The sequence below is a fragment of the Streptomyces sp. WAC04114 genome (assembly GCF_019733245.1).
GTDB classification, from domain to species: domain Bacteria; phylum Actinomycetota; class Actinomycetes; order Streptomycetales; family Streptomycetaceae; genus Streptomyces; species Streptomyces massasporeus_A.
In genome coordinates this window covers 1-26,758 of sequence record NZ_JAIGQA010000117.1, presented here as the reverse complement: position 1 = coordinate 26,758, position 26,758 = coordinate 1, and the positions used below count along the sequence as shown (strand labels likewise).

The 26,758-nt window shown below is 72.2% G+C and carries 23 protein-coding genes, 5 tRNA genes and 1 riboswitch; of the genes, 14 read left to right on the top strand and 14 right to left on the bottom strand.

What is annotated here, in order from left to right; translation table 11 throughout:
* Positions 1-184: 184 nt before the first annotated feature.
* The 4 genes from K4G64_RS26020 to K4G64_RS26005 all read right to left on the bottom strand — a co-directional run bounded on the left by K4G64_RS26020 (position 185) and on the right by K4G64_RS26005 (position 2,120).
* Positions 185-258, bottom strand: a tRNA-Phe gene (locus tag K4G64_RS26020).
* A 24-nt stretch (positions 259-282) separates the two neighbouring features.
* Positions 283-357 (bottom strand) — tRNA-Asp (locus K4G64_RS26015).
* 35 nt (positions 358-392) lie between these two features.
* A tRNA-Glu gene (locus tag K4G64_RS26010) sits at positions 393-465 on the bottom strand.
* An 80-nt stretch (positions 466-545) separates the two neighbouring features.
* A complete protein-coding gene (locus tag K4G64_RS26005; protein ID WP_221758424.1) occupies positions 546-2,120 on the bottom strand; it encodes a metallophosphoesterase in 1,575 nt (524 codons plus the stop codon).
* Positions 2,121-2,203: 83 nt separating this feature from the next.
* On the opposite strand from K4G64_RS26005, the gene K4G64_RS26000 reads away from it, so the two are divergent.
* From K4G64_RS26000 to K4G64_RS25985, 4 genes are all read left to right on the top strand, one after another.
* On the top strand, positions 2,204-2,554 hold the full coding sequence (locus K4G64_RS26000) for a metallopeptidase family protein (RefSeq protein ID WP_031108284.1): 351 nt from the start codon (positions 2,204-2,206) through the stop codon (positions 2,552-2,554).
* A gap of 87 nt (positions 2,555-2,641) precedes the next feature.
* On the top strand, positions 2,642-3,172 hold the full coding sequence (locus K4G64_RS25995) for a hypothetical protein (RefSeq protein WP_221758423.1): 531 nt from the start codon (positions 2,642-2,644) through the stop codon (positions 3,170-3,172).
* A 332-nt stretch (positions 3,173-3,504) separates the two neighbouring features.
* The gene (locus K4G64_RS25990) at positions 3,505-5,565 is read left to right on the top strand and encodes a DEAD/DEAH box helicase (RefSeq protein WP_221758422.1); all 2,061 of its coding nucleotides are present in this window, start codon (positions 3,505-3,507) and stop codon (positions 5,563-5,565) included.
* A 215-nt stretch (positions 5,566-5,780) separates the two neighbouring features.
* Positions 5,781-5,853: transfer RNA gene (locus tag K4G64_RS25985), tRNA-Lys, on the top strand.
* Positions 5,854-5,913: 60 nt separating this feature from the next.
* On the opposite strand, the gene K4G64_RS25980 is transcribed toward K4G64_RS25985, so the two are convergent.
* A complete protein-coding gene (locus K4G64_RS25980; protein WP_221758421.1) occupies positions 5,914-6,774 on the bottom strand; it encodes an RNA polymerase sigma factor SigF in 861 nt (286 codons plus the stop codon).
* Between the two features lie 333 nt (positions 6,775-7,107).
* Positions 7,108-7,602, bottom strand: a complete 495-nt coding sequence (locus K4G64_RS25975; protein ID WP_221758420.1) for a MarR family transcriptional regulator — start codon at positions 7,600-7,602, stop codon at positions 7,108-7,110.
* Positions 7,603-7,737: 135 nt separating this feature from the next.
* Between K4G64_RS25975 and K4G64_RS25970 the strand changes: the two genes are divergently transcribed.
* The 5 genes from K4G64_RS25970 (at position 7,738) to K4G64_RS25950 (ending at position 11,890) form a co-directional block, all read left to right on the top strand.
* Entirely contained in the window at positions 7,738-8,910 is a 1,173-nt protein-coding gene (locus K4G64_RS25970) for a PP2C family protein-serine/threonine phosphatase (protein ID WP_308122490.1), read from the top strand.
* A gap of 139 nt (positions 8,911-9,049) precedes the next feature.
* Complete coding sequence (locus tag K4G64_RS25965; protein ID WP_221758419.1) at positions 9,050-9,967, top strand: STAS domain-containing protein; 918 nt, start codon at positions 9,050-9,052, stop codon at positions 9,965-9,967.
* The gene (locus K4G64_RS25960; protein ID WP_221758418.1) at positions 9,964-10,377 is read left to right on the top strand and encodes an STAS domain-containing protein; all 414 of its coding nucleotides are present in this window, start codon (positions 9,964-9,966) and stop codon (positions 10,375-10,377) included. Before K4G64_RS25965 ends, K4G64_RS25960 begins: the two co-directional genes overlap by 4 nt.
* Positions 10,377-10,820: an anti-sigma regulatory factor gene (locus tag K4G64_RS25955; protein WP_221758417.1), complete on the top strand. Its 444-nt coding sequence runs from the start codon at positions 10,377-10,379 to the stop codon at positions 10,818-10,820. Before K4G64_RS25960 ends, K4G64_RS25955 begins: the two co-directional genes overlap by 1 nt.
* The gene (locus K4G64_RS25950; RefSeq protein WP_221758416.1) at positions 10,820-11,890 is read left to right on the top strand and encodes an ATP-binding SpoIIE family protein phosphatase; all 1,071 of its coding nucleotides are present in this window, start codon (positions 10,820-10,822) and stop codon (positions 11,888-11,890) included. The genes K4G64_RS25955 and K4G64_RS25950 overlap by 1 nt, the downstream gene beginning before the upstream one ends.
* 164 nt (positions 11,891-12,054) lie before the next feature.
* On the opposite strand, the gene K4G64_RS25945 is transcribed toward K4G64_RS25950, so the two are convergent.
* The 3 genes from K4G64_RS25945 to K4G64_RS25935 form a co-directional block, all read right to left on the bottom strand.
* On the bottom strand, positions 12,055-12,558 hold the full coding sequence (locus tag K4G64_RS25945; RefSeq protein ID WP_221758415.1) for a MarR family winged helix-turn-helix transcriptional regulator: 504 nt from the start codon (positions 12,556-12,558) through the stop codon (positions 12,055-12,057).
* A 118-nt stretch (positions 12,559-12,676) separates the two neighbouring features.
* Positions 12,677-13,318 carry a GTP cyclohydrolase II gene (gene ribA, locus K4G64_RS25940; RefSeq protein ID WP_221758414.1) on the bottom strand — a complete coding sequence of 214 codons (642 nt, stop codon included), beginning with the start codon at positions 13,316-13,318 and terminating at the stop codon, positions 12,677-12,679.
* A gap of 132 nt (positions 13,319-13,450) precedes the next feature.
* On the bottom strand, positions 13,451-13,966 hold the full coding sequence (locus tag K4G64_RS25935) for a MarR family winged helix-turn-helix transcriptional regulator (RefSeq protein ID WP_221758413.1): 516 nt from the start codon (positions 13,964-13,966) through the stop codon (positions 13,451-13,453).
* Positions 13,967-14,043: 77 nt separating this feature from the next.
* Here K4G64_RS25935 and K4G64_RS25930 point away from each other — a divergent pair, with 77 nt between their 5' ends.
* The 4 genes from K4G64_RS25930 (at position 14,044) to K4G64_RS25915 (ending at position 17,865) form a co-directional block, all read left to right on the top strand.
* Positions 14,044-15,174 carry a dihydrofolate reductase family protein gene (locus tag K4G64_RS25930; protein WP_221758412.1) on the top strand — a complete coding sequence of 377 codons (1,131 nt, stop codon included), beginning with the start codon at positions 14,044-14,046 and terminating at the stop codon, positions 15,172-15,174.
* Between the two features lie 65 nt (positions 15,175-15,239).
* Positions 15,240-15,313: transfer RNA gene (locus tag K4G64_RS25925), tRNA-Met, on the top strand.
* Between the two features lie 321 nt (positions 15,314-15,634).
* Positions 15,635-15,791: riboswitch (cyclic di-AMP (ydaO/yuaA leader) on the top strand.
* Between the two features lie 11 nt (positions 15,792-15,802).
* A complete protein-coding gene (locus K4G64_RS25920; protein ID WP_221758411.1) occupies positions 15,803-16,843 on the top strand; it encodes a M23 family metallopeptidase in 1,041 nt (346 codons plus the stop codon).
* A 77-nt stretch (positions 16,844-16,920) separates the two neighbouring features.
* A complete protein-coding gene (locus K4G64_RS25915) occupies positions 16,921-17,865 on the top strand; it encodes an aldo/keto reductase (protein WP_221758410.1) in 945 nt (314 codons plus the stop codon).
* Positions 17,866-17,881: 16 nt separating this feature from the next.
* Here K4G64_RS25915 and K4G64_RS25910 read toward each other — a convergent pair whose 3' ends face one another.
* The 4 genes from K4G64_RS25910 to K4G64_RS25895 form a co-directional block, all read right to left on the bottom strand.
* A complete protein-coding gene (locus K4G64_RS25910; RefSeq protein WP_221758409.1) occupies positions 17,882-19,228 on the bottom strand; it encodes a PrsW family intramembrane metalloprotease in 1,347 nt (448 codons plus the stop codon).
* Positions 19,229-19,287: 59 nt separating this feature from the next.
* A complete protein-coding gene (gene trmB / locus K4G64_RS25905) occupies positions 19,288-20,148 on the bottom strand; it encodes a tRNA (guanosine(46)-N7)-methyltransferase TrmB (protein WP_221758408.1) in 861 nt (286 codons plus the stop codon).
* A 426-nt stretch (positions 20,149-20,574) separates the two neighbouring features.
* On the bottom strand, positions 20,575-21,780 hold the full coding sequence (lhgO, locus tag K4G64_RS25900) for an L-2-hydroxyglutarate oxidase (protein ID WP_374206448.1): 1,206 nt from the start codon (positions 21,778-21,780) through the stop codon (positions 20,575-20,577).
* A gap of 73 nt (positions 21,781-21,853) precedes the next feature.
* Positions 21,854-23,278, bottom strand: a complete 1,425-nt coding sequence (locus K4G64_RS25895; protein ID WP_221758406.1) for an MFS transporter — start codon at positions 23,276-23,278, stop codon at positions 21,854-21,856.
* An 869-nt stretch (positions 23,279-24,147) separates the two neighbouring features.
* On the opposite strand from K4G64_RS25895, the gene K4G64_RS25890 reads away from it, so the two are divergent.
* Entirely contained in the window at positions 24,148-26,157 is a 2,010-nt protein-coding gene (locus K4G64_RS25890; protein WP_260460980.1) for an asparagine synthase-related protein, read from the top strand.
* A 22-nt stretch (positions 26,158-26,179) separates the two neighbouring features.
* On the opposite strand, the gene K4G64_RS25885 is transcribed toward K4G64_RS25890, so the two are convergent.
* A complete protein-coding gene (locus tag K4G64_RS25885; protein ID WP_374206449.1) occupies positions 26,180-26,590 on the bottom strand; it encodes an NPCBM/NEW2 domain-containing protein in 411 nt (136 codons plus the stop codon).
* Positions 26,591-26,758: the final 168 nt, after the last annotated feature.

The window sequence follows — 26,758 nt, the reverse complement described above, 5'->3', positions numbered from 1 at the left end:
GGGCGGGGGCAGGGTGCGTAGACATACGGGATCCAGGATCTCACCCCGCCGAATTTGATGGCTAACGCTTTTGTCTCGGCGGGTGGGGCGGGTGTCGGCCCGGGCTCGCCGTGCCCGGACGGGAAGAGCACGAAAGAGCCCCTCTCCGTGAGGAGAGGGGCTCTGGCCCTGGTGAGGGCGGTTGTGGCTGGGGCCGGGGTCGAACCGGCGACCTATCGCTTTTCAGGCGATCGCTCGTACCAACTGAGCTACCCAGCCACGAGGTTTCACGTGAAACCTCAGCGGTCCTGACGGGATTTGAACCCGCGGCCTCCACCTTGACAGGGTGGCGAGCACTCCAAACTGCTCCACAGGACCAAGCTTCGTACGACAGTGTCGCACAGGGTGGTGCGTGCCCCCAACGGGATTCGAACCCGTGCTACCGCCTTGAAAGGGCGGCGTCCTAGGCCGCTAGACGATGAGGGCTATCGGCCCGCCTGTGCGCTTCGCAGCGCGTCGGGGACGTGAGAAGCATATGGGATGGCGGGAGCTATCGCCAAAACGGTTTAGGGGGAGGGCGAGGAAGTGCCCTCGGACGGGGCGCCGGGGGACGGGCTCGCGCCGGGCTGGTTCTCCTTCGGGAGGTGACGGCTGACCTCGGCCGTCGTGAGGCCGAGGCCGCCCAGCTCGATCTCGTCCCAGGCCTGGAGGTGGCGGGTGTCGCGGTCGAAGTAGAGGATCGACGCCTCGATGGGGTCGGGGTGCTTGCCCTCGATGGCGCGCAGGCCGCTGCCGCCCGTGGAGCCCTCGATGCGCAGCCGGGTGCCGTAGGGCAGGTCCTCCATCTCGTCGTGGTGGAGGTGGCCGGCCAGGACGAGGGGGACCTCGCCGTCGACCTCGCGGGCGGCGGAGGGCTCGTGGGCGACGGCCACGTCCACCGGGGTGCCCGCGGTGCTCTGGTCGCGCAGGGCCGTGGCCAGACGGGCCCCGGCCAGTTCCTGGGACTGCTCGGCGCCGGCCCGCTGCGAGCGGTCGGGGGTGAACTGGGGATCGCCGATGCCCGCGAAGCGCAGGCCCTTGATCGTCTGCGCCTTTCCGTCGTCCAGGACGTGGACGTTCTTCAGGTCCTCCATGTAGCGCTGGGTGATCATCGAGTCGTGGTTGCCGCGGACCCAGACGTAGGGGGCCCCGAGGTCCTCGATGGGGTCAAGGAAGCCGTTCTCGGCGGCGGTGCCGTGGTCCATGGTGTCGCCGGAGTCGACGATGACGTCGACCTTGTACTGCTCCACCAGCGAGGCGATGATCTTCCAGCTCGCCGGGTTGAGGTGGATGTCGGAGACGTGCAGGACCCGGATCGTGGAGGGGTCGGGCGCGTAGGCGGGGAGCGTCGAGGTGGCGTCGTAGAGCTTGGTCACGTTGGTGACCAGGCGGGCCAACTCCTTCTGGTAGACGTCGAATTCCGTGACGATGCTGCGCGCGTTGCCGACCAGGGAGGGGGCCGAGGTGAGCAGGCCGGAGAACTTGGGTTCCAGGACGGAGTCGGGCCGCCAGGTGGCGTACGCGGTGCCGCCCGAGGCGGCGAGGAGGGTGAGGGCGAGGCCGCCGGCGGCCAGGGCGCGGCGCGGGCGGCGGTAGACGGCGAGGCCGAGTGCGGTGGCGCCGGCGACGACGGCGACGCCGGAGCGCACGGCCAGGTCGAGGGTGCCGCGGCCGACGTCCTCGGTGACCTCGTCCTGGAGCCCGGAGAGGCGCTCGGGGTGGTCGACGAGGGCCTGGGAGCGATCGGGGTCGAGCTGGTCGACGTTCACGTCCAGGCGGACGGGGGCGATGTGGCTGTCCAGCTGGAGGGCGCCCAGCGGCGAGATGTTGATCTTGGTGCCGCCGGTGAAGGAGGGGCGCAGGGTCATGGTGGTGTTCATGGGGCCGACCGGGACCCGGACGTTGCCCACGACCAGCAGTCCCAGCCAGGCGCCGAGGAGGACCACGGCGACGAGTCCCACGGCACGGGTCCACGGGTGCGGCTGTGCCACGAGCTCGATCGTGGTGGGTGCCTGGCGGGAGCGATAACGGCGGGCCAGGGCGCTCGGGGCCTTGCGGATCGGGTTCAGGACACTCAGGACTGCGGCGGGGACGCGGGCCATTGATCCCGTATGCCCAAGTCCGGGGCCGGATATGCGGCGCCGTACGGCTCTCGTACGGCGGGGTCGTGGCCGACAATGGGCCTGTGCTGGAGATGACGCGTGAGGAGTTCGAGGAGCTGGTCGCCGAGGCGCTCGACCGGATTCCGCCGGAGTTGACACGACTGATGGACAACGTCGCGGTGTTCGTGGAGGACGAGCCGCCGTCGGACGATCCCGAGCTGCTCGGGCTGTACGAGGGGACTCCGCTGACCGACCGGGGTGAGTGGTACGCCGGTGTGCTGCCCGACCGGATCACCGTCTACCGGAATCCGACGCTGCGGATGTGCGAGTCGCGGGAGGACGTCGTCGCGGAGACGGAGATCACCGTCGTGCACGAGATCGCCCACCACTTCGGCATCGACGACGCGCGCCTTCACGCCCTGGGATACGGCTGACCGGGTTGTGAATACGGGGCGCGTGTCCTCTTGTGGGCGGCGGGAGTTGGAGGTGTTGACTCCATCACCCCTTCCGGAGGTGGCCCCGTGCGCCCCTTGTACGTACCCGTCCGACTGGCCGCCACGGTCGTGGCGGTCGCCGCTGCCGCCGGCTGCATGAGCGTCGGCGACGACACGGGCGGGAGCGTCAAGCCGTCGCACTCCGCCGGGCAACGGGGCGGCAAGGCGCCCGACGGCGGGCCCGCGGTGTCGGGCGGCGGCGGAGGGTTCGGCGCGGCCGGGGCCGGTGGCGAGCGGGGCCGCGGCAAGGACGGGAAGGGCAAGAAGGGCAAGGGCGGCCGGTCGGGGGAGTCGGCCTTGCCCGAGGCGTCGCCGAGCGCCGACGCGAGCCCGGCCGCGCCGGGGCGTGACAGGCCGGGGAAGCCGGCGCGGCCCACGCCGAAGCCGCCGGCCCCGCCGACGCCCACCCGCACGGCCGAACCGGAGCCCACGCCGACGCCGCCGGAGCCGACGACGTCACCGGAGCCCACGCCCGAGCCGTCGTCGTCGGCGCACGAGCCGCCCGGGCCGCAGCTCGCACAGCGGGAGCCGGCGCCGGAGGCCGGGTCGCCGGCGTAGGGCCGTGGGGATGCTTCGGAGGGGCGGGAGGATTTTCTTCGAGGGCGGGAACAATCCCGGCCGGAGGGTGGTTGGAGCCCTCGGGACGCTGTCCGGTCGTCGGACGGTGGCCCACTGTCGCCTGGACAGTCCGGTTTGCCTTGAGGGGCCCGGAGTGCGTATGGTGGCAGATCGTTTGATCCCATCTTGCCCGGCGCCACTGCAGAGCGCGCCGTGTGGCGCGTACTCTCCCTTGCCGTGGTGGACCGCATTGAGGCGGTCGTATTGCGAATCGCGAATCACGGAGTTGACGGGCGCGTGCCGACTGAGACTCCGGAAGGTTTCGCATTCGCATGTCCATCACCAGTACTGATCACGTCGTCGTGCCCGAGAACGAGGCAACCGAGGACGCCCCCGAGGCCACCTTCGCGGACCTCGGTCTCCCCGAAGGCGTTGTGCGCAAGCTCGCGCAGAACGGCGTGACCACCCCCTTCCCGATCCAGGCCGCGACCATCCCGGACGCCCTGGCCGGCAAGGACATCCTCGGCCGCGGCCGCACCGGCTCCGGCAAGACCCTGTCGTTCGGTCTGCCGACCCTGGCGCGTCTCGCCGGCGGCCGCACCGAGAAGCACAAGCCCCGCGCGGTCATCCTCACCCCGACCCGTGAGCTCGCGATGCAGGTCGCGGACGCCCTCCAGCCGTACGGCGACGTCGTCGGCCTGAAGATGAAGGTCGTCTGCGGCGGTACGTCGATGGGCAACCAGATCTACGCCCTGGAGCGCGGCGTCGACATCCTCGTCGCCACCCCGGGCCGACTGCGCGACATCATCAACCGCGGCGCCTGCTCCCTGGAGAACGTCGAGGTCGCCGTCCTCGACGAGGCCGACCAGATGTCCGACCTGGGCTTCCTGCCCGAGGTCACCGAGCTGCTCGACCAGGTCCCGGCCGGCGGCCAGCGCATGCTGTTCTCCGCCACGATGGAGAACGAGATCTCCACGCTGGTCAAGCGCTACCTGAGCAACCCGGTCACGCACGAGGTCGACAGCGCCCAGGGCAACGTCACGACCATGTCGCACCACATCCTCATCGTGAAGCCCAAGGACAAGGCGCCGGTCACCGCCGCGATCGCCTCCCGCAAGGGCCGCACGATCATCTTCGTCCGCACCCAGCTGGGCGCCGACCGCATCGCCGAGCAGCTGTGCGACTCGGGCGTGAAGGCCGACGCGCTGCACGGCGGTATGACGCAGGGCGCGCGCACCCGTGTGCTGGAGGACTTCAAGAAGGGCTACGTCAACGCGCTCGTCGCGACCGACGTCGCCGCCCGCGGCATCCACGTCGACGGCATCGACCTGGTGCTGAACGTGGACCCGGCCGGGGACCACAAGGACTACCTGCACCGCTCCGGCCGTACCGCGCGTGCGGGCCGCTCCGGCACCGTCGTGTCGCTGTCCCTGCCGCACCAGCGGCGTCAGATCTTCCGGCTGATGGAGGACGCGGGCGTCGACGCCTCGCGCCACATCATCCAGGGCGCCGGCGCCTTCGACCCGGAGGTCGCCGAGATCACCGGTGCCCGGTCGATGACCGAGGTCCAGGCCGAGTCCGTGGGCAACGCCGCGCAGCAGGCCGAGCGTGAGGTCGCCTCGCTCACCAAGGAGCTGGAGCGGGCGCAGCGGCGTGCGAACGAGCTGCGCGAGGAGGCCGACCGCCTGGTCGCCCGGATCGCCCGCGAGCAGGGTGAGGACCCCGAGGCCGCGGTGGCCGAGGCCCAGGCCGCGGTGGCGGCTGCGGCGGCCGAGGTGTCCGTGCCCGAGCAGCCGGCGGCGCAGGACGTCGACCGGGCGGACCGGGACGACCGTGGCGGGCGTTCCTACGAGCGTCGTGACGACCGCGGCGGTTTCCGTCGTGACGACCGTGGTGGCCGTTCGTTCGAGCGTCGTGACGACCGTGGTGGCCGTGGCTTTGAGCGTCGTGACGACAACCGTGGTGGCGGTTTCCGCCGCGACGACCGTGGTGGCCGTTCGTTCGAGCGTCGTGACGACCGTGGTGGCCGTGGCTTTGAGCGTCGTGACGACAACCGTGGTGGCGGTTTCCGCCGGGACGACCGTCGTGACGACCGTGGTGGCCGTTCCTTCGAGCGTCGTGACGACCGTGGTGGCCGTGGTTTCGAGCGTCGTGACGACAACCGTGGTGGCGGCTTCCGCCGCGACGACCGCCCGGGCCGTTCCTTCGAGCGTCGTGACGAGCGCGGTGGACACCGTGGCAGCGACCGACCCTTCAACCGCGACCGTCAGGGCGACCGCCCCGGCTTCCGCTCCTCCGGTCACGACCGCCCCTCGGGCCGTCGTGACGACCACCGCGGCGGTGGTTCGTTCCAGCGTCGCGACGACAAGCCGCGCTGGAAGCGCAACGGCTGACATCAGCGCATGACGAGCGCCGTGGCTCCGCCCCAACGGGCGGGCCACGGCGCTCCGTCGTTGCGGCGGGCGCTCCGGGGCCGGCACTGACACGCCCGAACCGGCCGGTCGGTGGCGCTCATCGGCCCTGTTCGTCCCTTTGACGGGGCCGGGACACCGATACCCGATCGGAGACTGGGCATCGTCCGGCTATGCTCGTGGGGGCAACATCGCCTGGGCCCTTAGCTCAATTGGCAGAGCAGTGGACTTTTAATCCATTGGTTGTGGGTTCGAGTCCCACAGGGCCTACAAGGAAGCCCCGGTTCGGATCGTCTCCGGACCGGGGCTCTTGTCGTTGTGGGGGGCGGGTCAGCCGGTGGCCAGCATCCCCGACCGCAGGCGGGCGACCGTGCGGGAGATGAGCCGGGAGACGTGCATCTGCGAGATGCCGAGCCGGGCGCCGATCTCCGCCTGGGTCAGCTCCTCCACGAAGCGCAGGTGCAGGATGAGGCGCTGGCGTTCGTCGAGTTCGGCGACCAGCGGGGCCAGCGCGTGGAAGTCCTCGACGAGTTCGAGGGCCGGGTCCTCCTCGCCGATGAACGCCGACAGCGTCGTCTCGCTCTCGTCCGGGTCGCCGGTGACCGTCGCGTCGAGGGAGGACGACACATAGCCGGCGGCGGCGATCTGGGCCTCGACGACCTCTTCCTCCGACAGGTTCATCAGAGCGGCCAGTTCGGCCACCTTCGGCGCGCGGCCGAGGCGGGAGGCCAGCTCCTCGGTGGCCTTGGCGAGTTCCGTACGGGCTTCCTGAAGGCGGCGCGGCACGTGCACGGCCCAGGACGTGTCACGGAAGAACCGCTTGATCTCGCCGACGATGTACGGCACCGCGAAGCTGGTGAACTGCACCTCGCGGGAGACCTCGAACCGGTCGATGGCCTTGATCAGCCCGATGACGCCGACCTGGACGATGTCCTCCATCGACTGTCCGCTGGTGCGGAACCGGCGGGCCGCGAAGCGCACCAGCGACATGTTCATCTCGATGAGCGTGTTGCGGGCGTACTGGTATTCGGGCGTGCCCTCCTCGAGCACGGCCAGCCGGTCGAGGAACTGTCCGGTCAGCCCGCGCGCGTCCTGCGGGGCGAGCTTCTGGGGCTCGGCGATCTGCGGCAGTTCCTCACCGGTGCAGGTGGCGGAATCCGTCGTCGTGCCGATGCGCATGGTCGCCGTCACGGGCCCTCCCTCTTGTTCCGGCCCGCTCCGATCCCCCGACAGGCCACCTCCAGCGCCGTTACCCGCGCTCGCCCCGGTCATGCCCCGCATATGCCCCGACGAGACGTAGACCACAGTCGGCGCAGGTCGAGGCGGTGTCGGGGTACTCGGACCGGTACTGCGACGGTACGAGCAGGGAGGGCGGGCGGTGGAGTGCGGGAGAGAAGACCGAGGGGCTCGCGGAACGGACAGTTGTCGTTTGACAACTATAGGTGGAGGGCAACAGCCTAGGCATGCCGAACGTGCTCGGGGAAGAGACCGGAAGGAAAGACTCCGTGCGGGGCGGCGCGTAATTCAGGCAGTCCGGGCACCGGACGAGCGGGAGTCTTCGGAGTCGTCGTGTATCTGGGCCGCCGCCGCGTCGCAGAACGCCTCCAGCCCCTGCAGCAGCGCGACCCGCTTCGCGGCGGGCATCTGGTCGAGCACCGCGCCCAGCGCCTGCTCCCGGCGCATCCGCAGGTCGTCCAGGAAGGCGCGGCCCCGGCCGCTGAGGTGCAGGCGGACCTCGCGCCGGTCGGCCTCGCTCACCTCGCGCTCGACGAACCCGGCCGCCTGCAGCCGGTCGCAGAGCCGGCTGGTCGAGGGCGGTGTGGAGGCCAGGGAGTCGGCGAGCGTGCGCAGGTTGATGTCCTCGTGGTGTTCGAGGATGAGCAGCACCCGCAGCTGGGACGCGGAGGCCGGCGCGGTCGAGGCCCGGCCCCACAGGACTTCCAGCAACTCCGCGGCCGTGGAGGTCACACGGGCGACCTCTGCTGGCTCAGGGCGGGGTCGGAGGGAAGTCACAGTCACACTCTCGCAGGCGCCGGGATGGCCGTCAGCGTACTAGGCGTGAGCTGAACCGCCCGGGACCCGCTTACCGGCCCGTGCACAAGACCCGTTTCGAGGACGCGTCGGCGTCCCACCGAGGATGGTGAACAGACCACCGTGACCACGATCACGAGCAGATTCGTGGCCGCCGAGCGCGCTCTGCGCACGGCGGCCCCCCATCAACTGCTGGACGCGGTCCGTGGCGTACTGACCGATCAGTACGCGGCGGACTCCGTCGAGCTCTTCCTGGCCGACTACGGACTGACGGTGCTTCAGCCCGTGTCCGAGCTGCCGCACACCCTGCAGCCGGTGTCCGTGCACAGCAGCCCGGCGGGCCGGGCCTTCGGCGCGCAGGAACCGCACGTGGAGGCCCTCTCGGGCGACCTCGTGCGGGCCCACCTGCCCGTCACCGTGCGTGGCGACCGGCTCGGTGTGCTGACCGTGACCCTGCCCGGCGGCGAGCACGCCCAGGACTGCCTGGGCGAGCTGGCCGAGATCGCCGAGGTGCTCGGGCACGAGGTCTACGTGGCCGAGCGGGACACCGACCTGTACCTCCAGGCGCGCCGCCGGGACCGGCTCACGCTCGCCGCCGAGATGCAGTGGCAGCTGCTGCCGGGCCGCTCCTGCGCCCGCCCCGAGTACGAGCTGGGCGCGCAGCTGGAACCGGCGTACGCGATCTTCGGCGACAACTTCGACTGGTCCGCCTCGGCCGACCGGCTCAGCCTCTACGTCACCAACGGCATGGGCGAGGGCATGGAGGCCTCCCTGCTGACCAACCTGGCGATCAACGCCCTGCGCAACGCGCGCCGGGCCGGGCTGCCCATCGACGACCAGGCGGCCCTGGCCGACCAGGCGGTGTACGCCCACTACCGGGGCCGCTGCTACCTCTCGATGCTGATGCTCGACTTCGACCTGGCCACCGGCCGGGTCCGCGCGGTGGACGCCGGGTCGCCGCAGATGCTGCGGCTGCGCCGGGGCGTGGTGGAGCGGGTGCCCTTCGACGCCCAGCTGCCGCTCGGCATGTTCGAGGAGACCGACTACGTGGTCCAGGAGTTCGACGTGGAGCCCGGCGACCGGCTGGTCTTCGTCAGCGACGGGGTCTACGACGTGGCCTCCCCGGGCGGCGAGGCCTACGGGGACGCCGCCCTGGCCCGGGCGATCCAGTCGACCCGGCTGCTGCCGGCCGCCGAGGTGCCCCGGGCCATCCTGCGCGAACTGACGGGCCACCGCGGCCGGTCGACCCCGGACGACGACGCCCTCGTGGTGTGTCTGGACTGGCGTGGTCGGTGAGGGACGGGGAAGGCGCAGGTCGGGGGTGCCCGTGAGCAGTTGTTTGGTGGTGCCGGACGCCGGCACTAATGTTTGTCATACGGCAAGTAATGGCTGAGGCGCTCTAGCGCGACCTCGGTCCGGCCCGTGCAAGGGAGCGATGCAAGTGTCGGTGTCGGAAGAGAACGCGGAACAGGAGCTGGCCGCATACCAGGTGAGCGCCTTTCTGGAGCGGCGACGGGAGCAGATCGCCCAACGGTGGGCGGACGCCGCGCTGTTCCGCACGGTCTTCACCGTGTCCCGGGACGAGGCGGTGGAAGCGGGCCGGGCCGTGACGGCGGCGCTGGCGGCGGTGGCGGCCTCCGGGCGGCTCGACGACATCCGGGCGTCCGGATTCGAGGCCGTGCGCGACCAGTTGGGCCGGATGGCGGCCTCCCGCGCCCGTACGGGCACCGACCCGGACGGCGTCGCCGCCGAGGTGGCCGCGTTGCGCGAGCCGGTGACCGAGCTGCTGCGCGCCGAGTTCCCCGAGCCCTACGCCCCCGAGGCCCAGGAGGCCGTGGTCGCCCTGACCGTGCTCATGGGCACGCTGCGCCTGGTCGTGATGGAGACGACCGTCAGCGCGGGCGAGGAGCTGATCGCCCGGCAGCGCGAGCAGCTGCACGAGGTGGCCACCCCGGTGATCAAGCTGTGGGAGAGCACCGTCGCCGTACCGCTGATCGGAACCCTGGACAGCGCGCGCAGCCAGGTGGTCATGGAGAGCCTGCTGGACGCGATCGTCGCCGAGCGCGCCCGGTACGCCATCCTCGACATCACCGGCGTGCCCACGGTCGACTCGCTGGTCGCCCAGCACCTGATGAAGACCGTGGCGGCGGCGCGGCTGATGGGCGCCGAGTGCATCGTGTCCGGCATCCGGCCCGCGATCGCGCAGACCATCGTCCACCTGGGCATCGACCTCGGCACGGTGCTCACCCGCTCGAGCCTGGCGGACGCGCTCGCGTACGCGCTGAGCGAGCAGGGGGTCGAGATCGCACCGCTGCGGGCGGCCGGCGCGGCGGCGGACGCGGGCACGCGGTGACCGCCTTCGCGGGACACGGGCCCGCGGCCGGGCACGGCTTCACCGTGCCGGTCCTCCAGCTGGGCGATGTCCTGCTGGTCACCCTCCAGGGGGAGTTGCACGACGGGATGGCGGAGCAGCTCCAGCAGGACATCACGACCCGGATCTCGGACAGCCGGGTGAGCGGGGTCGTGATCGACATCTCCGGCGTGGAGATCGTCGACTCCTTCCTGGGCAGGGTCCTCGCCGAGATCGCCGCCGGGGCCAAGCTGCTGGCGGCCCGTACGGTCCTGGCCGGGATGCGCCCGGCGGTGGCCATCACCCTGGTCGAGCTGGGGCTCACCCTGCCCGGCCTGCGGACGGCCCTGGACGTCGAACGTGCCATGGAGCTGCTGGGCGTGACCACGCGCCGGGGCGAGGGGAGTCCGTGATGCAGGCTTCCCGCCATGCCGGTCCGGCCACCCTGCCGATCGGCTCGGACGCCGATCTGGCGTGGGTGCGGCAGCAGGTCCGGCAGGCAGCCGCCGAGCTCGGGTTCGGGCTGGTGCAGCAGACCAAGCTCGTCACCGCGGCGAGCGAGCTGGCCCGCAACACCCTCGTCCACGGCGGGGGCGGCCATGTGCGGATCACCCCGCTGGACGCCGGGTCGTCGCACGGGCTGCGGCTGGACTTCGTCGACACCGGGCCCGGCATCCGGGACCTGGACCAGGCGCTGACCGACGGCTACACCAGCGGCGGCGGGCTCGGGCTGGGCCTGAGCGGCGCCAAGCGGCTGGTGCAGGAGTTCGAGGTGGACAGCAGGCCCGGTGAGGGGACCACCGTCACCGTCACGGCCTGGGCCACCGTCGTACCGCCCTCCCGGACGGTGCCCTGATGAGCAGGGTCTGGGACGTGCCGGTGGACGACTCGACCCGGGTGCGGGACGTGCGGGTGGCGGTCGAGCAGGCCAGCGCCTGCGCGGGCCTGTCCTCGAGCCGCACCGCCACCGCCGCGCTCGTGGCGACGGAGCTGGCCACCAACCTGCTGCGGCACGCGGACGGCGGGCGCATCCTGATCAACCTCGTCGAGCGGGGGCACGACGACGGCCGCCGGGCGGCCGTGCAGCTCGTCTCCCTCGACCACGGCCCCGGCATCCCGGACGTCGCGGCGGCCATGCGCGACGGCTACACCACGACCGTCGCCGCCTCGCTCGGCGCCGGGCTCGGCACGTGCCGGCGCATAGCGAACGACTTCGATCTGCACAGCGCGCCCGGCCGGGGCACCGTCGTGATGGCCCGGATCGGCCACGAGCCCGCCGTCCGCAACCAGGGGCCGCCCCCGCCGGGTCCGCGCGCCGGGGGCGTCAACGTCCCTCTCGGCCGGGCCGAGTACTCCGGGGACGCCTGGGGCCGGGTACGCGGCGGTGACCGTCTGACCCTGCTGCTCGCCGACGGGCTGGGGCACGGTGAGAAGGCCGCCGAGGCCTCGGGCCTGGCGGTGAAGGAGCTGCGCGGCCTGGCCGAGCTGCCGCCCGCCGAGATCCTGCGGAGTCTGGGCCGGGCTCTGCGGCCCACCCGGGGCGCGGCCGTCGCCGTGGCCCAACTGGACACGTATGCCGGGCAGTTGAGCTTCGCCGGCATCGGCAACGTCGGCGCCCGGCTGCGGACCGACGGCACGTGGAAGGCGCTGCTGTCGCACCCCGGCATCGTGGGCGCGCAGGCCCCGGCCTCCGTGCCCGTACAGCGCGTTCCCTGGCACGCGGACAGTCTGCTGGTCCTGCACAGCGACGGCCTGCCCAGCCGCTGGACACCGCCCGACGACGACGTGCTGCCGGGCTGCGACCCGGCGGTGGCGGCCACGGTGGTGCTCCGGGACTCGGGCAGCGCGGCCCGGCCGGTACGGGACGACACGTGCGTGGCGGTCCTGACCGCCGGCGGCGTGAGCCACCACGGCTCGGGGACGTGAGGGGCGGCCGGGCGTCGAGGGTCGGGGTTTGAGGCCGGCTCTTGAGGGGCCGGGTTCTGAGGCCGGGCTTTGAGGGGCCGGATTTTGAGGCCGGGCCTCGAGGGATCGGGCCTCGAGGGATCGGGCCTTGAGGGACCGGGCGCGCGGAAGCCCGAGGTCCTACGTCAATGCCCCTGCGCCCCGTCGGTGTCGGACGGCGCCTCCTGCGCCACCAGAAAACCCCGCAACCCCCTGCTCAGCGCCGCCCGTTCGGCCGGCTCCATCGCGGCCAGGGCCGTGGCCAGGGCCTGGGCGCGGCGGCCTGCGATATCGCCGAGGACGTGCAGTCCGTGTGTCGTGAGCCACAGTTGGACCTCCCGGCGGGTGTCGGGGTGCGGGGTCCGTTCCAGCAGGCCGGCCGCCGCAAGGCGGTCGCAGAGGCGGCTGGCGGTGGGCAGGCCGATGTCCAGACCCTCTGCCAGCGCCGTCAGGTTCAGGCCGGGCGCCGCCTGCACGGTGCGCAACGCCCGCAACTGGTGCAGGGACAGGCGCAGGGACGCCTCCTGCGCGGCGATCGTCCACAGGGCCGTCAGGCTCTCCACGGCATCGGCGATCTGCGATGCGACGGTCTCCGGGCCGTCGCCCGGTCCCTTCGCCCGGTGGTGGCCGGGGCCGCCGAGATCGGTCACGAAACGGTCACTTCCATAAAGCTCCGGGTACTGATGAGGTCGCCCTCATTCAAAGGCTGTACCCGATGAACCGAGGGACAAGCAGCCCGGTTCGGAGCCCGGCCGGACCGGGGGCGGCTCAGCCGGCGCTGAGCTCCGTCAGTGCGGCGAGCGGCAGCGTGTGCTGCGTCTGGATCACCTTCGCGCGCAGGTAGCGGACGTTGTGGGCGGTGGTGAAGACGCCCGTGGGGATCCGGTCGCGGACGCCGACGCCCAGGGACCGCAACTGGTCGGCCTTGTCGGGGTTGTTGGAGAGCAGGTCCAGTTCGCCGATGCCCAGGGCCCTGAGCATCTGGGCCGCGGCCGTGTAGTCGCGGGCGTCCTCGGGCAGCCCGAGCGCCGCGTTCGCCTCGTACGTGTCGAGCCCCTCGTCCTGGAGGGCGTACGCGTCGAGCTTGTTGTAGAGGCCGATGCCCCGGCCCTCCTGGCGGAGGTAGAGGAGCACGCCACCCCGCTCGGCGATGCTCTCGACCGCCTCGCGCAGTTGCGGGCCGCAGTCGCAGCGGGCCGAGCCGAACACGTCCCCGGTCAGGCACTCGGAGTGCAGCCGCACCAGCGGGACCGGGCCGGGCTCGCCGAGGACCACGGCGACGTGCTCCTGGCCGTCGGCCAGCCCGTGGAAGGTGACGAGTTCGGCGTCGGTCTCGTAGGCGTCGTGGAAGCGCAGCGGGACCCGGACGCGGGAGCGCGGGGTGGCGATGACGGCGGGGGTGTCGGGCATGCGGGGCCTCCGGGTTCCGTTCCTGTTCGGCTGCACAGCCGTAGTGCTTCAGATTTGAAGCAGATCCACGATCGGAACCCTACTCGTGCTTGAAATTTGAAGCAATGAGAATCCGACCCGGTGTGATGCGCGTCACGAACAGGACGGCGACGACCTCCGCCGCCACGGCACGTCGTCCGCCGCCGGCCGGGTCCCGTCCTCCTGGAGCCCCTGCGCGATCGCCGCGGAGATCTCCTCCAGCTGCCCCACCTGCTCCTCGCTGAGCCGGTCGAACAGGAAGCCCCGCACGGTCTCGACATGACCCGGCGCCGCCCGCTCCAGCACGGCGAATCCCTCGTCCGTCAGCGCCGCGATGCTGCCGCGCCTGTCGTGGCGGCAGGCCTCGCGCCGCAGCATCCCGTCCTTCTCCAGCCGCGTGACCGCGTACGTCAGCCGGCTGCGCGTGATCTTCAGCCGCTCGGCGAGATCGGTCATGCGCAGCCGCCGTTCCGGGGACTCCGACAGGACCGACAGGATGGAGTAGTACAGGTGCGGCATGCCGGCGTCCTGCTGGAGCTGCCGGTCGATCGCGTCCTCCAGGAGCAGCGAGGCGGCGATGTAGGCGCGCCAGGCGCGCTGCTCATCGGGGCTGAGCCAGCGAGTCGTCATGCCGCCAGTGTAGGTTTGTTTCAAACTTGAACCAAGCCCTGTCCCGTCCCGCCGTCCCGACCAGCCGCGGAGCACCGATGCCTCACCCGTACGTCCTGCTGTCCGCCGCCGTCTCCCTCGACGGCTACCTGGACGACACCGGACCCGACCGGCTGCTCCTGTCCGGCCCGGCCGACTTCGACCGGGTCGACGAGGTCCGGGCCGGTGTCGACGCCATCCTGATCGGCGCCGGCACCATCCGCGCCGACAACCCGCGGCTGCTGGTGTACTCGGAGCAGCGCCGGGCCGCCCGCACGGCCGCCGGCAAGCCCGAGTACCCCCTCAAGGTCACCGTCAGCGGCTCCGGCGACCTCGACCCGGACGCCCGCTTCTGGCACACCGGCGGCGAGAAGGTCCTCTACACCACCGACCGGGGCGCCGAGCGGGCCCGGGCCCTGGGCCTCGCCACCGACGTCGTCCCGCTCGGCGCCGACCTCGACTGGCGGCGGCTGCTCACGCACCTGCACGACGTCCGGGGTGTGGGGCGGCTCATGGTCGAGGGCGGCGGCATGATCCACACCCAGCTCCTCACCCAGGGCCTCGCCGACGAACTCCAGCTGGTCCTCGCCCCGCTCTTCGTGGGCGACCCCCGGGCCCCCCGTCTCTTCGGCCCCGGCGGCTACCAGGGCGGCCGGCTCCGGCTGCGGGAGTCGCGGCAGATCGAGGACGTGGTCCTGATGCGCTACGAGCCGACCGCCCCGGGGACCGGCCCCCTGCCTGTCGCCGCCGACCACCACTGGCTGGCCCTCGCCTGCGAGCTGGCCGAACGGTGTCCGCCGTCGGACACGGCGTTCAGCGTGGGCGCGGTCGTGGTCGCCGCCGACGGCACGGAACTGGCCCGCGGCCACTCCCGCGAGGCCGGCGACCCGGTCGTGCACGCCGAGGAGGCGGCCCTCGCCAAGCTCGATCCGGCCGACCCGCGCCTGCCCGGCGCAACGGTGTACAGCAGCCTGGAGCCGTGCGCCCGCCGCGCCTCGCGCCCCGCTCCCTGCGCCCGGCTGATCCTCGACGCGGGTGTACGGCGGGTCGTCACGGCCTGGCGCGAGCCCGACACCTTCGTCACGGACGCCGACGGCAGCGGCCTCCTCGCGGCCGAGGGGGTGGAGGTCGTCGTCCTCCCGGAACACGAGGATCGGGCCAAGGCGCCGAACCGGCATCTGCCGGGCTGAGCGCGGCCCGGTCGGTGGGTGTGCGCGAGTGGTCCCGCGGATGGCGTACACTGGTGACACAACGACGCGGGGTGGAGCAGCTCGGTAGCTCGCTGGGCTCATAACCCAGAGGTCGCAGGTTCAAATCCTGTCCCCGCTACTGAAGGCCGAGGGCCGGAATCCGAAAGGGTTCCGGCCCTCGGTGTTTTCTCGATGTCGCCCCGGTACTTTCCCGCTGGTTGCCTCGGTAGCTCACTACGGTCGGTGAGCGAACCGTCCCGTTCCGCATAACAACTGACGCACCGTCAAAAACCGTCAGTCACTTGCGATGCGGTCAACTCGCCCGATTTGGTCCGGTCATGGCAGGTAAGTCCGCGCGAAAAAGGTTAATGATCAAGTGGAACCGCTGGAATACCCCTCGCGCCTCCATTAACGTTCGATAACGCAGCGCGGTCGTCCCAGCCGTCACAGAAGGCGGCTCCGTGCGCACGCGCCGAATCCCGAAAGGGAACCGGGGAACCACCACTTGGGGTGAATCGGGCGGATGCCACCGTGGAAGCACGGCAGGTATACGCGCGTAGGAGACCTTCCTGCTCCGAACCCGTCAGCTAACCCGGTAGGCGAGAAGGAAGGAAAGGAGTACGCCCACGTGGCGTCCAACCGGCTTGCCCCCGCGGCCCCGTACGCGCCGAAGCGCGAGAACGACACCTTCGGCTTCGGCGGCCAGCGCACCGACGAGGGCCCGTTCCAGGAGTGGAACCCCACCGAGGAGTCCATCCGTCCCGTCCGTGGCCGGCATCGCGTCACCAAGCAGCGCGGCGGAGGTCTCGCCCGCAGCTCCACCGTCCTGGGCGTCGGTGTCATAGCCGCCGTGGGCGCCGGCGGCATGGCCAGTGCCCAGACCGGCAAGCCCCCGGTGTCCATCTCCGTGCCGGACCTGCCCTCGGTGGGTTCCCTCATCTCGGACGACGACACCCCCGAAGGTTCCGCCACCCCGCTCAGCAGCCTCGGCACCGCCGCCGCGGACACGGCGGAGGACGCGTCCGGCGCCCGTGCCGGCGCCGGTGACGCGCTGCGCGCCCGGATCATGGCGCAGGTCGAGCACCAGCAGGAGCAGATCGAGACCAAGGCCGCCGAGGACGCCGCTGCCGCCGCCGAGAAGGCGGCCAAGGAAGCGGTCGCCAAGGCGGAGCAGGAAGCCAAGGCCAAGGCCGCCGAGGCCAAGAGGAAGGCGGAGGAGGAGGCCGAGAAGAAGGCCGAGGCCGAGCGGCTCGCCGCCCTCGCCAAGCAGTTCACGCTGCCGACCTCCTCGTACACCCTCACCTCGACGTTCGGCCAGGCCGGCGCCTACTGGTCCTCCGGCTACCACACCGGCCTCGACTTCGCCGCCCCCACGGGCACACCGATCAAGGCCGTCCACAGCGGCACCATCACCGAGGCGGGCTGGAACGGCTCCTACGGCTACAAGACCGTCCTCACCCTCGATGACGGCACCGAGATCTGGTACGCGCACCAGTCCTCCATCGGCGTCAGCGTCGGCCAGAAGGTCAGCACCGGCGACGTCATCGGCCGCGTGGGCGCCACCGGCAACGTCACCGGGGCGCACCTGCACCTCGAGGTCCACTCCGGTGGATCCGCCAGTGGCATCGACCCGCTGGCCTGGCTGCGGGGCAAGGGACTGAACCCGTAAGCGGTACACCCGGTGTTTACGGGAGTTTTGCATCCGTAGCGGAATGAGGTCTTCCCTTGCGGTCGTTGACACCGGGCATGACGTCTCTTCGTAAGCTCGGTACTTCCGACCTCGAGGTCTTCCCCCTCGCCCTCGGTGGCAACGTCTTCGGCTGGACCGCCGACCAGGAGCGGTCGTTCGCCGTCCTCGACGCCTACACCGCCGCCGGCGGCAACTTCGTCGACACCGCCGACGTGTACTCGGCGTGGGTCGACGGCAACCAGGGTGGTGAGTCCGAGACGATCCTCGGCACGTGGCTCGAAGCACGCGGCAACCGCTCCGACGTCGTCGTCGCCACGAAGGTCAGCCAGCACCCCGAATTCCGGGGCCTGTCCGCCGCCAACATCAAGGCCGCCGCCGACGCCTCCCTGCGACGCCTGCGCACCGACCACATCGACCTCTACTACACGCACTTCGACCAGCCCGAGGTGCCCGTCGAGGAGATCATCGGCGCGCTCGACGAACTCGTGAAGGCCGGCAAGGTGCGGCACATCGCCGCCTCCAACATCTCCGCCGAGCGGCTGCGGGCGTCCCTGGAATTCTCCGACCGCGAGGGCCTCGCCCGGTACGTCGCCCTCCAGCCGCACTACAACCTGGTCTCCCGAGACACGTACGAGGGCGAGCTCCAGGACCTCGCCGAGCGGGCCGGCCTCGCCGCCGTCCCGTACTACGCGCTCGCGTCCGGCTTCCTCACGGGCAAGTACCGGCCCGGTACGCGGGTCGAGAGCGCGCGGGCGGGCGGCGCCGCCAAGCATCTGGAGACCGAGCGGGGGCGGCGGGTTCTCGACGCCCTCGACGAGGTCGCCGCAGCGCACGACGCTCCCGTCGCCACGGTGGCCCTGGCCTGGCTCGCCGCTCAGCCGACCGTGGCGGCGCCGATCGCCTCCGCGCGGACGGTGGAGCAGCTGTCCGCGCTGCTCGGCGTGGGGGAGCTGACGCTCTCGGAGGCCGAGGTGGCACGGCTCACGGAGGCCTCGGCCTGAGCGGGACCCGGGAGCCCTAGGAGCGGTAGGGGTTGTACGCGGGGTACGCCGTCGGCTGGTGGCCGTACCCGTACACCCCGTACACCGGCCAGGGCGGGGCCGTCACCGGGACCGGAGGGGCGGTGATCCGGGCCGCGTGGTCCAGCGCGGGGCGGGCCACCTCCCGGCGCCGCCACAGTTCGCCGAGCAGTTCCCGCTCCCGTACGGCGAAGTCCGCCCCGGGGCTGCCTCGCCGGGCCCGGTGCCGCAGGAACGCCAGGGACGTCGCGTACGCCTCGTAGCGGGCCACCTCCCGGGCCGCCGCCCTGCCCGCGTGCCGGCGGGCGTACTGCCGGGCGATCCGCCGGGCCCGCATCGAGCCGAGCGCGTACGGCTCGGCCGGGGTCAGCCAGCCGGCCACGGCGTAGGCCGGCAGCTCCGCCCGTACGGTCTTCAGCTCCCGCTGCCGCGTCCAGATCACCAGCCACGTCAGCAGCCCGAAAATGGGCACCATGAACGCCGCGTACACGGCGAAGAACCCGTACTCGCCGAAGGCCGACGAGCCGTTCCACATCGCGTGCATCCCCATCGCGAGCAGCAGCCCGCCGAGCGGGAAGGCGACGCGGCGCAGCGGTCGGCGGTGGGCCGCGAGTGCGGCGATGCCGAAGCCGATGCCGGTGAGGACCGTGAAGAGCGGGTGCGCAAACGGCGACATGATGATGCGCACGAAGAAGGTCGCCGCCGTGACCGAGGCGATGCCGCTGCCGCCGGTGAGCTGGTCGGTGCCGAAGGCCGTGCCGAGGTAGAGGATGTTCTCGGTGAACGCGAAGCCGGTGGCCGTCACGCCGGCTATGACGACCCCGTCGACGATGCCGGTGAAGTCGCGGCGCCGGAAGAGGAAGACCAGGAGGACGGCCGCCGCCTTGGCCGACTCCTCGACCACCGGCGCTATCACCGTCGCGCCGAGGGTGTCCGCGCTGGACGGGTCCGCCGTCGCCGTCGCTATCCATCTCGTCGCGAAGCTGTTGGCGACGATCGCTATCAGTGCCGCCGCGCAGGCGCCCCAGGCGAAGCAGAACAACAGGTTCCGCCAGGGGCCGGGCTCCACGCGGTCCAGCCAGCGGAACGCGGCTATCAGCAGGGGCACCGGGAGGACGGCCAGCCCCAGCCCGACCAGGAACCCCTCCGTGCCGGTCTCCTCGCGGACCAGGGCGAGGATGACCAGGCCGGATATCGCGAGGAGCGTGCTCAGCGCGCCGTAGCGCACCCAGGGGCGGTGCCACCAGTGGGCGTGCCGCGAGGAGCCGGCTGTGCCCGAGCCGGCGAAGGGTGAGCCGTCGGTGGGACCGGCGGGGTACGACGGATGTGGGGGGCTGGTGGCCACGGCATTGACCCTAACGACGGATGGGCGCTGTCCGCAGGCGGGAGAGGTGCCAGGGGTGGTCAGGCGCCGGCGGGGGGCTGGTCCACGTGCTGTACGCGGCGGAAGAGGAGGTCGTTCACGACATGTCCCTTGTCCAGTCCCTGGCCCTCGAAACGGGTCAGCGGACGGAAGTCGGGGCGCGGCGCGAAACCACCGTCCGCCTGCGTGTTCTCGAAGTCGGGGTGTGCCGTGAGGACCTCGAGCATCTGCTCCGCGTACGGCTCCCAGTCGGTGGCGCAGTGGACGATCCCGCCGGGTCTGATGCGGGTGGCGGCGAGGGTGAGGAAGTCGGGCTGGATGATCCTGCGCTTGTGGTGGCGCTTCTTGGGCCAGGGGTCCGGGAAGTAGACGCGGAGGCCGCCGAGGGAGTCCGGGGCGAGCATCTCGCGCAGGAGGATGATCGCGTCGCCGTTGCCGACGCGGATGTTGGACAGACCGTTGCGGTCGGCGAGGTTGAGCAGGTTGCCCTGGCCGGGGGTGTGGACGTCGACGGCGAGTATGTTCGTGGCGGGGGCGGCGGCGGCCATCTGGGCGGTGGCCTCGCCCATGCCGAAGCCGATCTCCAGGACGACGGGGTTGTCGTTGCCGAACAGCTCGGGCAGGTCGAGGGTCCGGCTGCCGTCGATGTCGAGGCCCCACTTGGGCCACAGGCGCTGTAGCGCGTCCGCTTGACCGGCGGTGACGCGGCTGCGGCGGGGCTGGAAACTCCGGATCCGCCGCTCGAAGTGCGACCCGGCGGGGTCGGCCTTCGGCCCGTCCGGGAAACGCGGCTCGCCCTTGGCCCGGGTACGCCGGACGGAGACACCCGGAGTGTGCGGGGCCGGGTCCGGGGACGCGTGCGGGTTCGGGGCTTCGGGGGTGGGGTTCGCGGAGTCAGACACAGTGCCCCTGATTTTACGGCTGCGGTGCTTCGCCTGACGCCGGGTGCTGGGTCGGGGCCGCGCCGGGGGGTGTCCGTCCTCGGAACGGCGCGATGGACCTTCATACCGACTGACTGTCCGTTGACGCGCCAACCGCTGCGGGCGGACACCCCCCGACACGACCCCTTGCGTCGTCCGGCGGGTGCGGGAGCGTCGTGGCGCGCCCAGCTGCGGGCGCCCGTCCCGCCTAGCTGCGGGCATGCGTGCCGCTGGGGGCGGCACGGGTGGGCGTGGGGGTCCCCCCTGCTCGAGCGAAGCCGAGAGCTTGGGGGAGGCACCCCGTTCCGCCGGGCTGCGGACCCACCCCGCCCCAGCACCGACGCCGAGCAGCCCGAGACGCTGGGGCGCGGGCCCACCCGGTGTCGGCAAGGAGCGGCCCTCAGCGCCTCACAGCGCGCTCAGTGCTCGGCGGGCCACCTCGCGGCCGATCGGCAGCGACGCCGTGGCCGCAGGCGACGGTGCGTTGAGGACGTGGACGGTTCTCGCGCCCTCGCGGATCAGGAAGTCGTCGACCAGGGTTCCGTCACGGAGAACCGCCTGTGCGCGCACACCCGCCGCCGTCGGCACCAGGTCGCCCTCGGACACCCCGGGCAGCAGCCGGCCCACCGCATCCGTGAACGCCGCCTTGGACAGGGACCGCCGCAGCTCGCCCGCCCCGTACCGCCAGTGCCGGCGGGCTATCCGCCAGGAGCCGGGCCAGGCCAGGGTCGAGCCCAGCTCGCGCAGCCGGACCGTGCCCCACCCGTAGCCCTCGCGGGCCAGGGCCGGCACCGCGTTGGGCCCGACATGGACACCCCCGTCGATACCCCGCGTGAGATGCACCCCGAGAAACGGGAACGCCGGATCGGGCACGGGGTAGACCAGGCCGCGCACCAGCTCCGGCCGGGCCAGCTCGTAGTACTCGCCCCGGAACGGCACGATTCGCATGCCCGGGTCGTCCCCGGTGAGCCGGGCGATCTCGTCGCACTGCAGACCCGCGCAGTTCACCAGGACCCGCCCACGTACGACATCGCCCGCCGCCGTGAGCACGGCGACCCCCCGCTCGGGGCGCCGGTCGACGCGCACGACCCGCGTGCCGTAGCGGATCTCCGCGCCCGAGCCGTGGGCCAGCTGGCGGGCGACCGCGACGAAATCGCAGATGCCCGTCGTCCCGACGTGTATCGCGGCGAGCCCGCGCACCTCCGGCTCGTACTCCGCGATCTGGGGGCCGCCCAGCTCCCGCACCGGGATGCCGTTCTCCCGGCCCCGCTGGACGAGCGCGTGCAGGCGGGGCAGCTCCGCGCGGTCCGTGGCGACGATCAGCTTGCCGGTGACCGCGTGCGGGATGCCGTACTCGGTGCAGAACTTGACCATCTCCGCAGCGCCCCGCACCGCGTAGCGCGCCTTGAGGGAGCCGGGGCGGTAGTAGATGCCGCTGTGGATGACGCCGCTGTTGCGTCCCGTCTGGTGGCGGGCCGGGCCCGGTTCCTTCTCCAGGACGGTGACACGTGTGCCGGGCGCGGCGCGTGTGATCGCGTACGCCGTCGACAGGCCGACGATGCCGCCGCCGATCACCAGCACGTCACAGTCGTATGTGATCCGCACTCGCACCACCTCCCGCTTCGATAGTGCACTGCGCCACTGACAATGCCTTCAAACGCGGGACGGGTCGCATGCCTGCTCGGGTTTACGCCGGAGTCATCAGCAGCGGCCGGGCACGCTCGCGGAGCTCCACCACCCGGGGCTCGTCGCCGTACGGCTCCAAACGGTGCAGGAGATCCTTGACGTACTCGGTGGTGCGGGCCGAGGAGATCCGCCCGGCGACCTCCACCGCCCGCACCCCCTGCTCGCACGCCGCGTCCAGGTTCCCCGACTCCAGTTCCGCGACCGCCGAGACGACCAGGCGCAGACCGTGCGAGCGGACGAACTCCTCGGTCGGCTTCGACAGGGCCTGCTCGGTGAAGCGGCGGACCTGGCGGGGCGCCTTGAGGTCGCGGTAGCACTCGGCGGCGTCAGCGGCGAAACGGTCGTAGGAGTAGAAGCCGAGCCAGCTCGGGTCGTTGTCGCCGGAGCGGGCGCGCTCCAGCCAGCTCTCGGCCGCCTTCAGGGCGGCGCCGGCCGCCGGGGCGTCGTTCGCGCGTGCGTGCGCGCGTGCCTCGACGAGACGGAAGAAACTCATGGTGCGGGCCGTCGCCAGTCCGCGGTTGCGTTCCAGGGCGGCCTGGGCGAGGTCCACGCCCTCGTCGCCGAAGCCACGGTAGGTGGCCTGGAGGGACATGGAGGCCAGCACGTAGCCCCCGAGGGGGACGTCAGCGGCCGCCCGGGCCAGGCGCAGGGCCTGGATGTAGTACCGCTGGGCCGCTTCCTGCTGGCCGGTGTCGAAGGCCATCCAGCCTGCCAGCCGTGTGAGTTCGGCGGAGGCGCCGAAGAGGGCCCGTCCCACCTCGTCCGAGTAGGAGCCGAGCAGCAGGGGCGCTGCCTCCACCCGTAAGCATTCGGGGACCATGGACGAACGCCAGTCGCCGCCGCCGTACTTGGAGTCCCAGCGCCGCGCGTCCTCGGCGGCCTCCCGCAGCTTCTGCACATCGCTGTGGCCGACTTTGAGCGGTGCGCCGGAGCCCTCACCGGGGCCCACGTCACGCGCGACCGAACTGTCGGCCGGGGTTATCAGCCATCGTGAGGCGGGCGTTGCGTATGCGCTCACCGCGAACGATCCGGCGAGCGACTGCCAGATGCCTCCGGACCCGGCCCGGCGGCCGGCGAGGTCGAGGCGGTAGAGGTCGGTCGCGGACCTGACCGCCTGGCCGACGTCCCGCGGGAAGGCGAGGCCGACTTCGGGCGCGGGATCCGCGTCCGCCAGGCCGATCTCGTGGAGCGGCACCGGGCGGCCGAGCTTCTGGCCGATGGCGGCGGCGATGAGGTGCGGCGCCGCACCCTGCGGCACCATGCCCTTCGACACCCAGCGCGCCACCGACGTCTTGTCGTAGCGAAGCGTCAGACCGCGCTGGGCGCCGAGGTCGTTGACACGCCGCGCGAGGCCCGCGTTGCTGATTCCCGCGAGGGCGAGAACGGCGCCGAGTTTCTCGTTCGGCCCGCGTTGCTCCCTGGACATGAGCCACCCCTCGACACAGACGGCTGCCGGCACTGGCATAACCACGCGGCATTCGTAAACCCAGCGTAGTTCGCCGCATCCCAAGCGTTAAGGGGCATTGTTCCGGTTGGCGGGATTGTGGTCCGTACTGAAGTGCGGTTCAGATACGGGCTGTTGCGACGTGCTCCCGCTGTGTGGCCGTGCGCCTGTTCGTGCGCTCTTCTCCGGCCACCGCGGGAGCGGTTCCATGGTCGTTGCGTGGGTCGGCCCGCTGTACTGGATCCAGTGGGCTGGGGGACACCGCCGCCTACATCCCCGCGGGCGGCGGAACGGTCCGGGAGACGTACTCCGTCTCCCGGACTGCGCGACCGGGTGGCGGCTGCCGAGCCTGTACGGAGAGTGTTCGAAGCTGCGCGGGTCACGCCGATTTGGCTGAAAATCGACCCCGTCGGTCGTGGGGTATCAAGGCTCCTACCACGGCACTTGAGGGCGCGTCGGGTGTGATTGGGGCGCGTTTCGGGGGCGCATTCGCGTCGCAGTCGTACCGCAGACATGTCGCTGGCGTGCCTTGATTCTTGGCCGGCCCTTTGGTCTCGTCTTCGGTCTTGTCCTCGGCCTCGGCCTCGCCATCGGTCTCGTTCCCGGTCTCGTCTTCAATCTTGTCTTCGGTCGTCGGGGTGTCCGCCTCCCCGTCCCGCGTTGTCCTGCCCGCCCGAGTTCGCGGGCGGTGTGCGGGTGTTCGGGGGGTTCGGGACGGTGTGGGTGGCTCCGCCGGGGCGCATTCGGCGGAGCGCAAGCGGCGTCGGCACCCTCTGGAACGCTTCCTTCATGGCAGCATGGTGAACCGGTTCGTACGGTGCACTGGTTGTCCACAGCCTGTGGAGGCGGCGATGCGGTGGTTGGTGGGATGGAGCAGCACCGCCGCGGCAGCCGTCGCTGCCGGTTCGGCGGGGGCGACCGGCAGCGAGGGTGAGACGCTGCACCCGGTGGGGTCCCAACTCCTGTGGGGCGATCCCGATCCGCTGTGGGCGGTCGGCGACTGGCGCCCCGACGAGGTACGGGTCGTGAAGGCCGACGACCGGACCAGGATCGCCGTCCTCGGCATCTGCGGCGCCACCGACGAACAGCTGCGCGTCGCGCTGTTCGCCGCACGCGGCGGTGCACTTCGGCATCTGACCGCCTGGTCGGGCAGCTACACCGCGATCGTCCAGGTCGGCAGGCGGATCACCGTCTGCGGCGATCTCGCGGGCGCACGGCCGGTGTTCCACACGCCCTGGGCCGGCGGTACGGCGTACGCGACCGCCGCGCTGCCGCTGGCCGACCTCATCGAGGCCAACCTCGACTTCGGGCATCTCGCGGCGCTGCTGGCCGCGCCGGACGTGCCCGCCGCGCTGCACGACTCCACGCCGTACGACGGCGTGAAGCGCATTCCGCCCGGGCATGCCCTCATCCTGCGCGCCGGGGCGCGCGAGATCGCCGGGTACGAGCCGGTCGCCTCACTGGCCGTCGCGGCGCCCCCGGCCGATCCCGACAGCGCGGTCGACGCGGTGCGCGACGCGCTCGTGGAAGCCGTACGGACACGGCTGTCCGCTCCGCGGCACGTCCCGGGGATGGACATAGACCCGGGCCCCGTGCCCGGCATGGGACCCGCCGAGCGACGGGCCGCGCGCGGGATGCCGGTGCCGGGGATCGGAGCGGACCTGTCCGGCGGGCCGGCCTCCGGGGCACTGGCGCTGCTGGCCGCGGGGCTCCCCGGGATGCCGGGCACGGTGCTGGGGCACGGCACGGGCGCGGGGGAGCGGCTGCTGGCCGTCACGTTCAACGACCTCGCCGTCGGGGGGCGGGAGGCCGAACTGGAGCGGGCGGGCGCGCTGGCGGCCAACCCGCGGCTGCACCACGTCGTCGTGGCGGGCGGCGAGGAGACCCTCCCCTATGCCGACCTGGACGGGCCGCTGACCGATGAACCCGGGCCGTGTCTGGTGTCGGCGGCGCGGCATCGGGCCCGGCTGGCGGCGGGCAGCGCGGACCACTTCACGGGGTACGGGGCGCGGCAGGTGCTGGACGCCCATCCCGCGCGCCTCGCCGACCTGCTGATGGACCGCCGGCGGCGGCATCTCGTACGGCCGGTCGCCGCGCTGGCCAAGGCCGACGGGTCGGTTCTGGTGCCCGCGCGCGTGTACGCGGCGGCGCGCCGGCTGTCCCGGACGCCCTACCGGTCGGGTCTCGAGTCCCTCGCCGAACGCCTCCTCGACCCTCGCTCCGACGACGGCCTCGACGCGCCCGGGGGTGCGCTGGACGCCTCGCTCGCCGCGCTGACCTGGGGCAGACCCGGGCCGGCCGCGCGCTGGCTGACCGGCGAGGCACTCGCTGAAGTATCGGTTCGCCTTCAGGCGGCGACCCACCGGTCGGAGCTGGTGGGGCCGGGGCAGCGGCCGGGTGACTTCCGTGCGCGAGCGGCGCTGGCGCGGCATGCGGCGGATCTGCGGGTGCTGGAGCAGGCCGCGGAGGTCCGCTTCCAGCGGCTGCACGCGCCGTTCCTCGACAACCAGGTCGTGCGGGCGGCGCGGGCGCTGCCCGAGGCGCTGCGGGTGCGGCCGGGGGCGCGGGCGGCGATCCTGCGTACGGTGCTGGAAGGGGCCGGCGTCCGGGAGTTGCCGCCCGGCTGGGGCGCCCCGACCCAGGCGACCGCGGCGGCCGCGGAGCGCACGGGGCTGCGGGTGGCGGCGGACTCCCTGGTCTCCCTGTTCGACACTCCGCTGCTGGCGGAGGCCGGTCTGGTCGAGGCCCGTGTCGTCCGCAAGGCACTGCGCGGCGCGGCGGCGGGTGTAGCGGTGGATCGCCTGTGGCGGTCCCCGCTGGACGAGGCGCGCGGCGCCTATGCCGGCGGCCGGATGACGTGAACCGCCGTACCCGCGACAGGTCCTAGCCGCAGGTGAATGTGGACTCCGCCCAGTCCACCGGCATCAGGTTGTCGAGGGCGCTGCGGGGTTCCACCACCAGCCGGACCGTGCTGCGGCCGGTGAGGTTCACATGGACGGGCACGGCCGGGTCGCCGCCCTCGACCAGCGGGGACCGCCACAGCCGGGCGCCGTCGGCGTAGACGGAGAAGTACACCTTGCCGAGCCTCAGCGTCATGTCGTCCACCCCCACGAGCGCGTCGTACGACGAGCAGGAGCGGTTGAGGTCGATGGCGACGGACGAGCGGCCGTGCACGGTGACGCCGTGGGCGTACCGCTGGTCGCCTACCGACAGGCCGGACCGCTTCCAGACCCAGCTGCTCGAACCGATCCGCATCTCGGGCTTCGTACCGTCACCGCTGATGTCGTACGACAGTTCGCTCCACTGGTGGACGGCCGGGGCGGGCGGGTGCGGTGCGCGGGCCAGGGGAAGGCCTGGCGGCGGGCGCCGCGGGGACGTCGGGCGCCCGAGCCCGCCGGTGCCCCCGTCGGCGGGGTCAGGGGGGGCCCTCGGTGTCGCGGATCTGCCCGCCGGCCTCCGTGA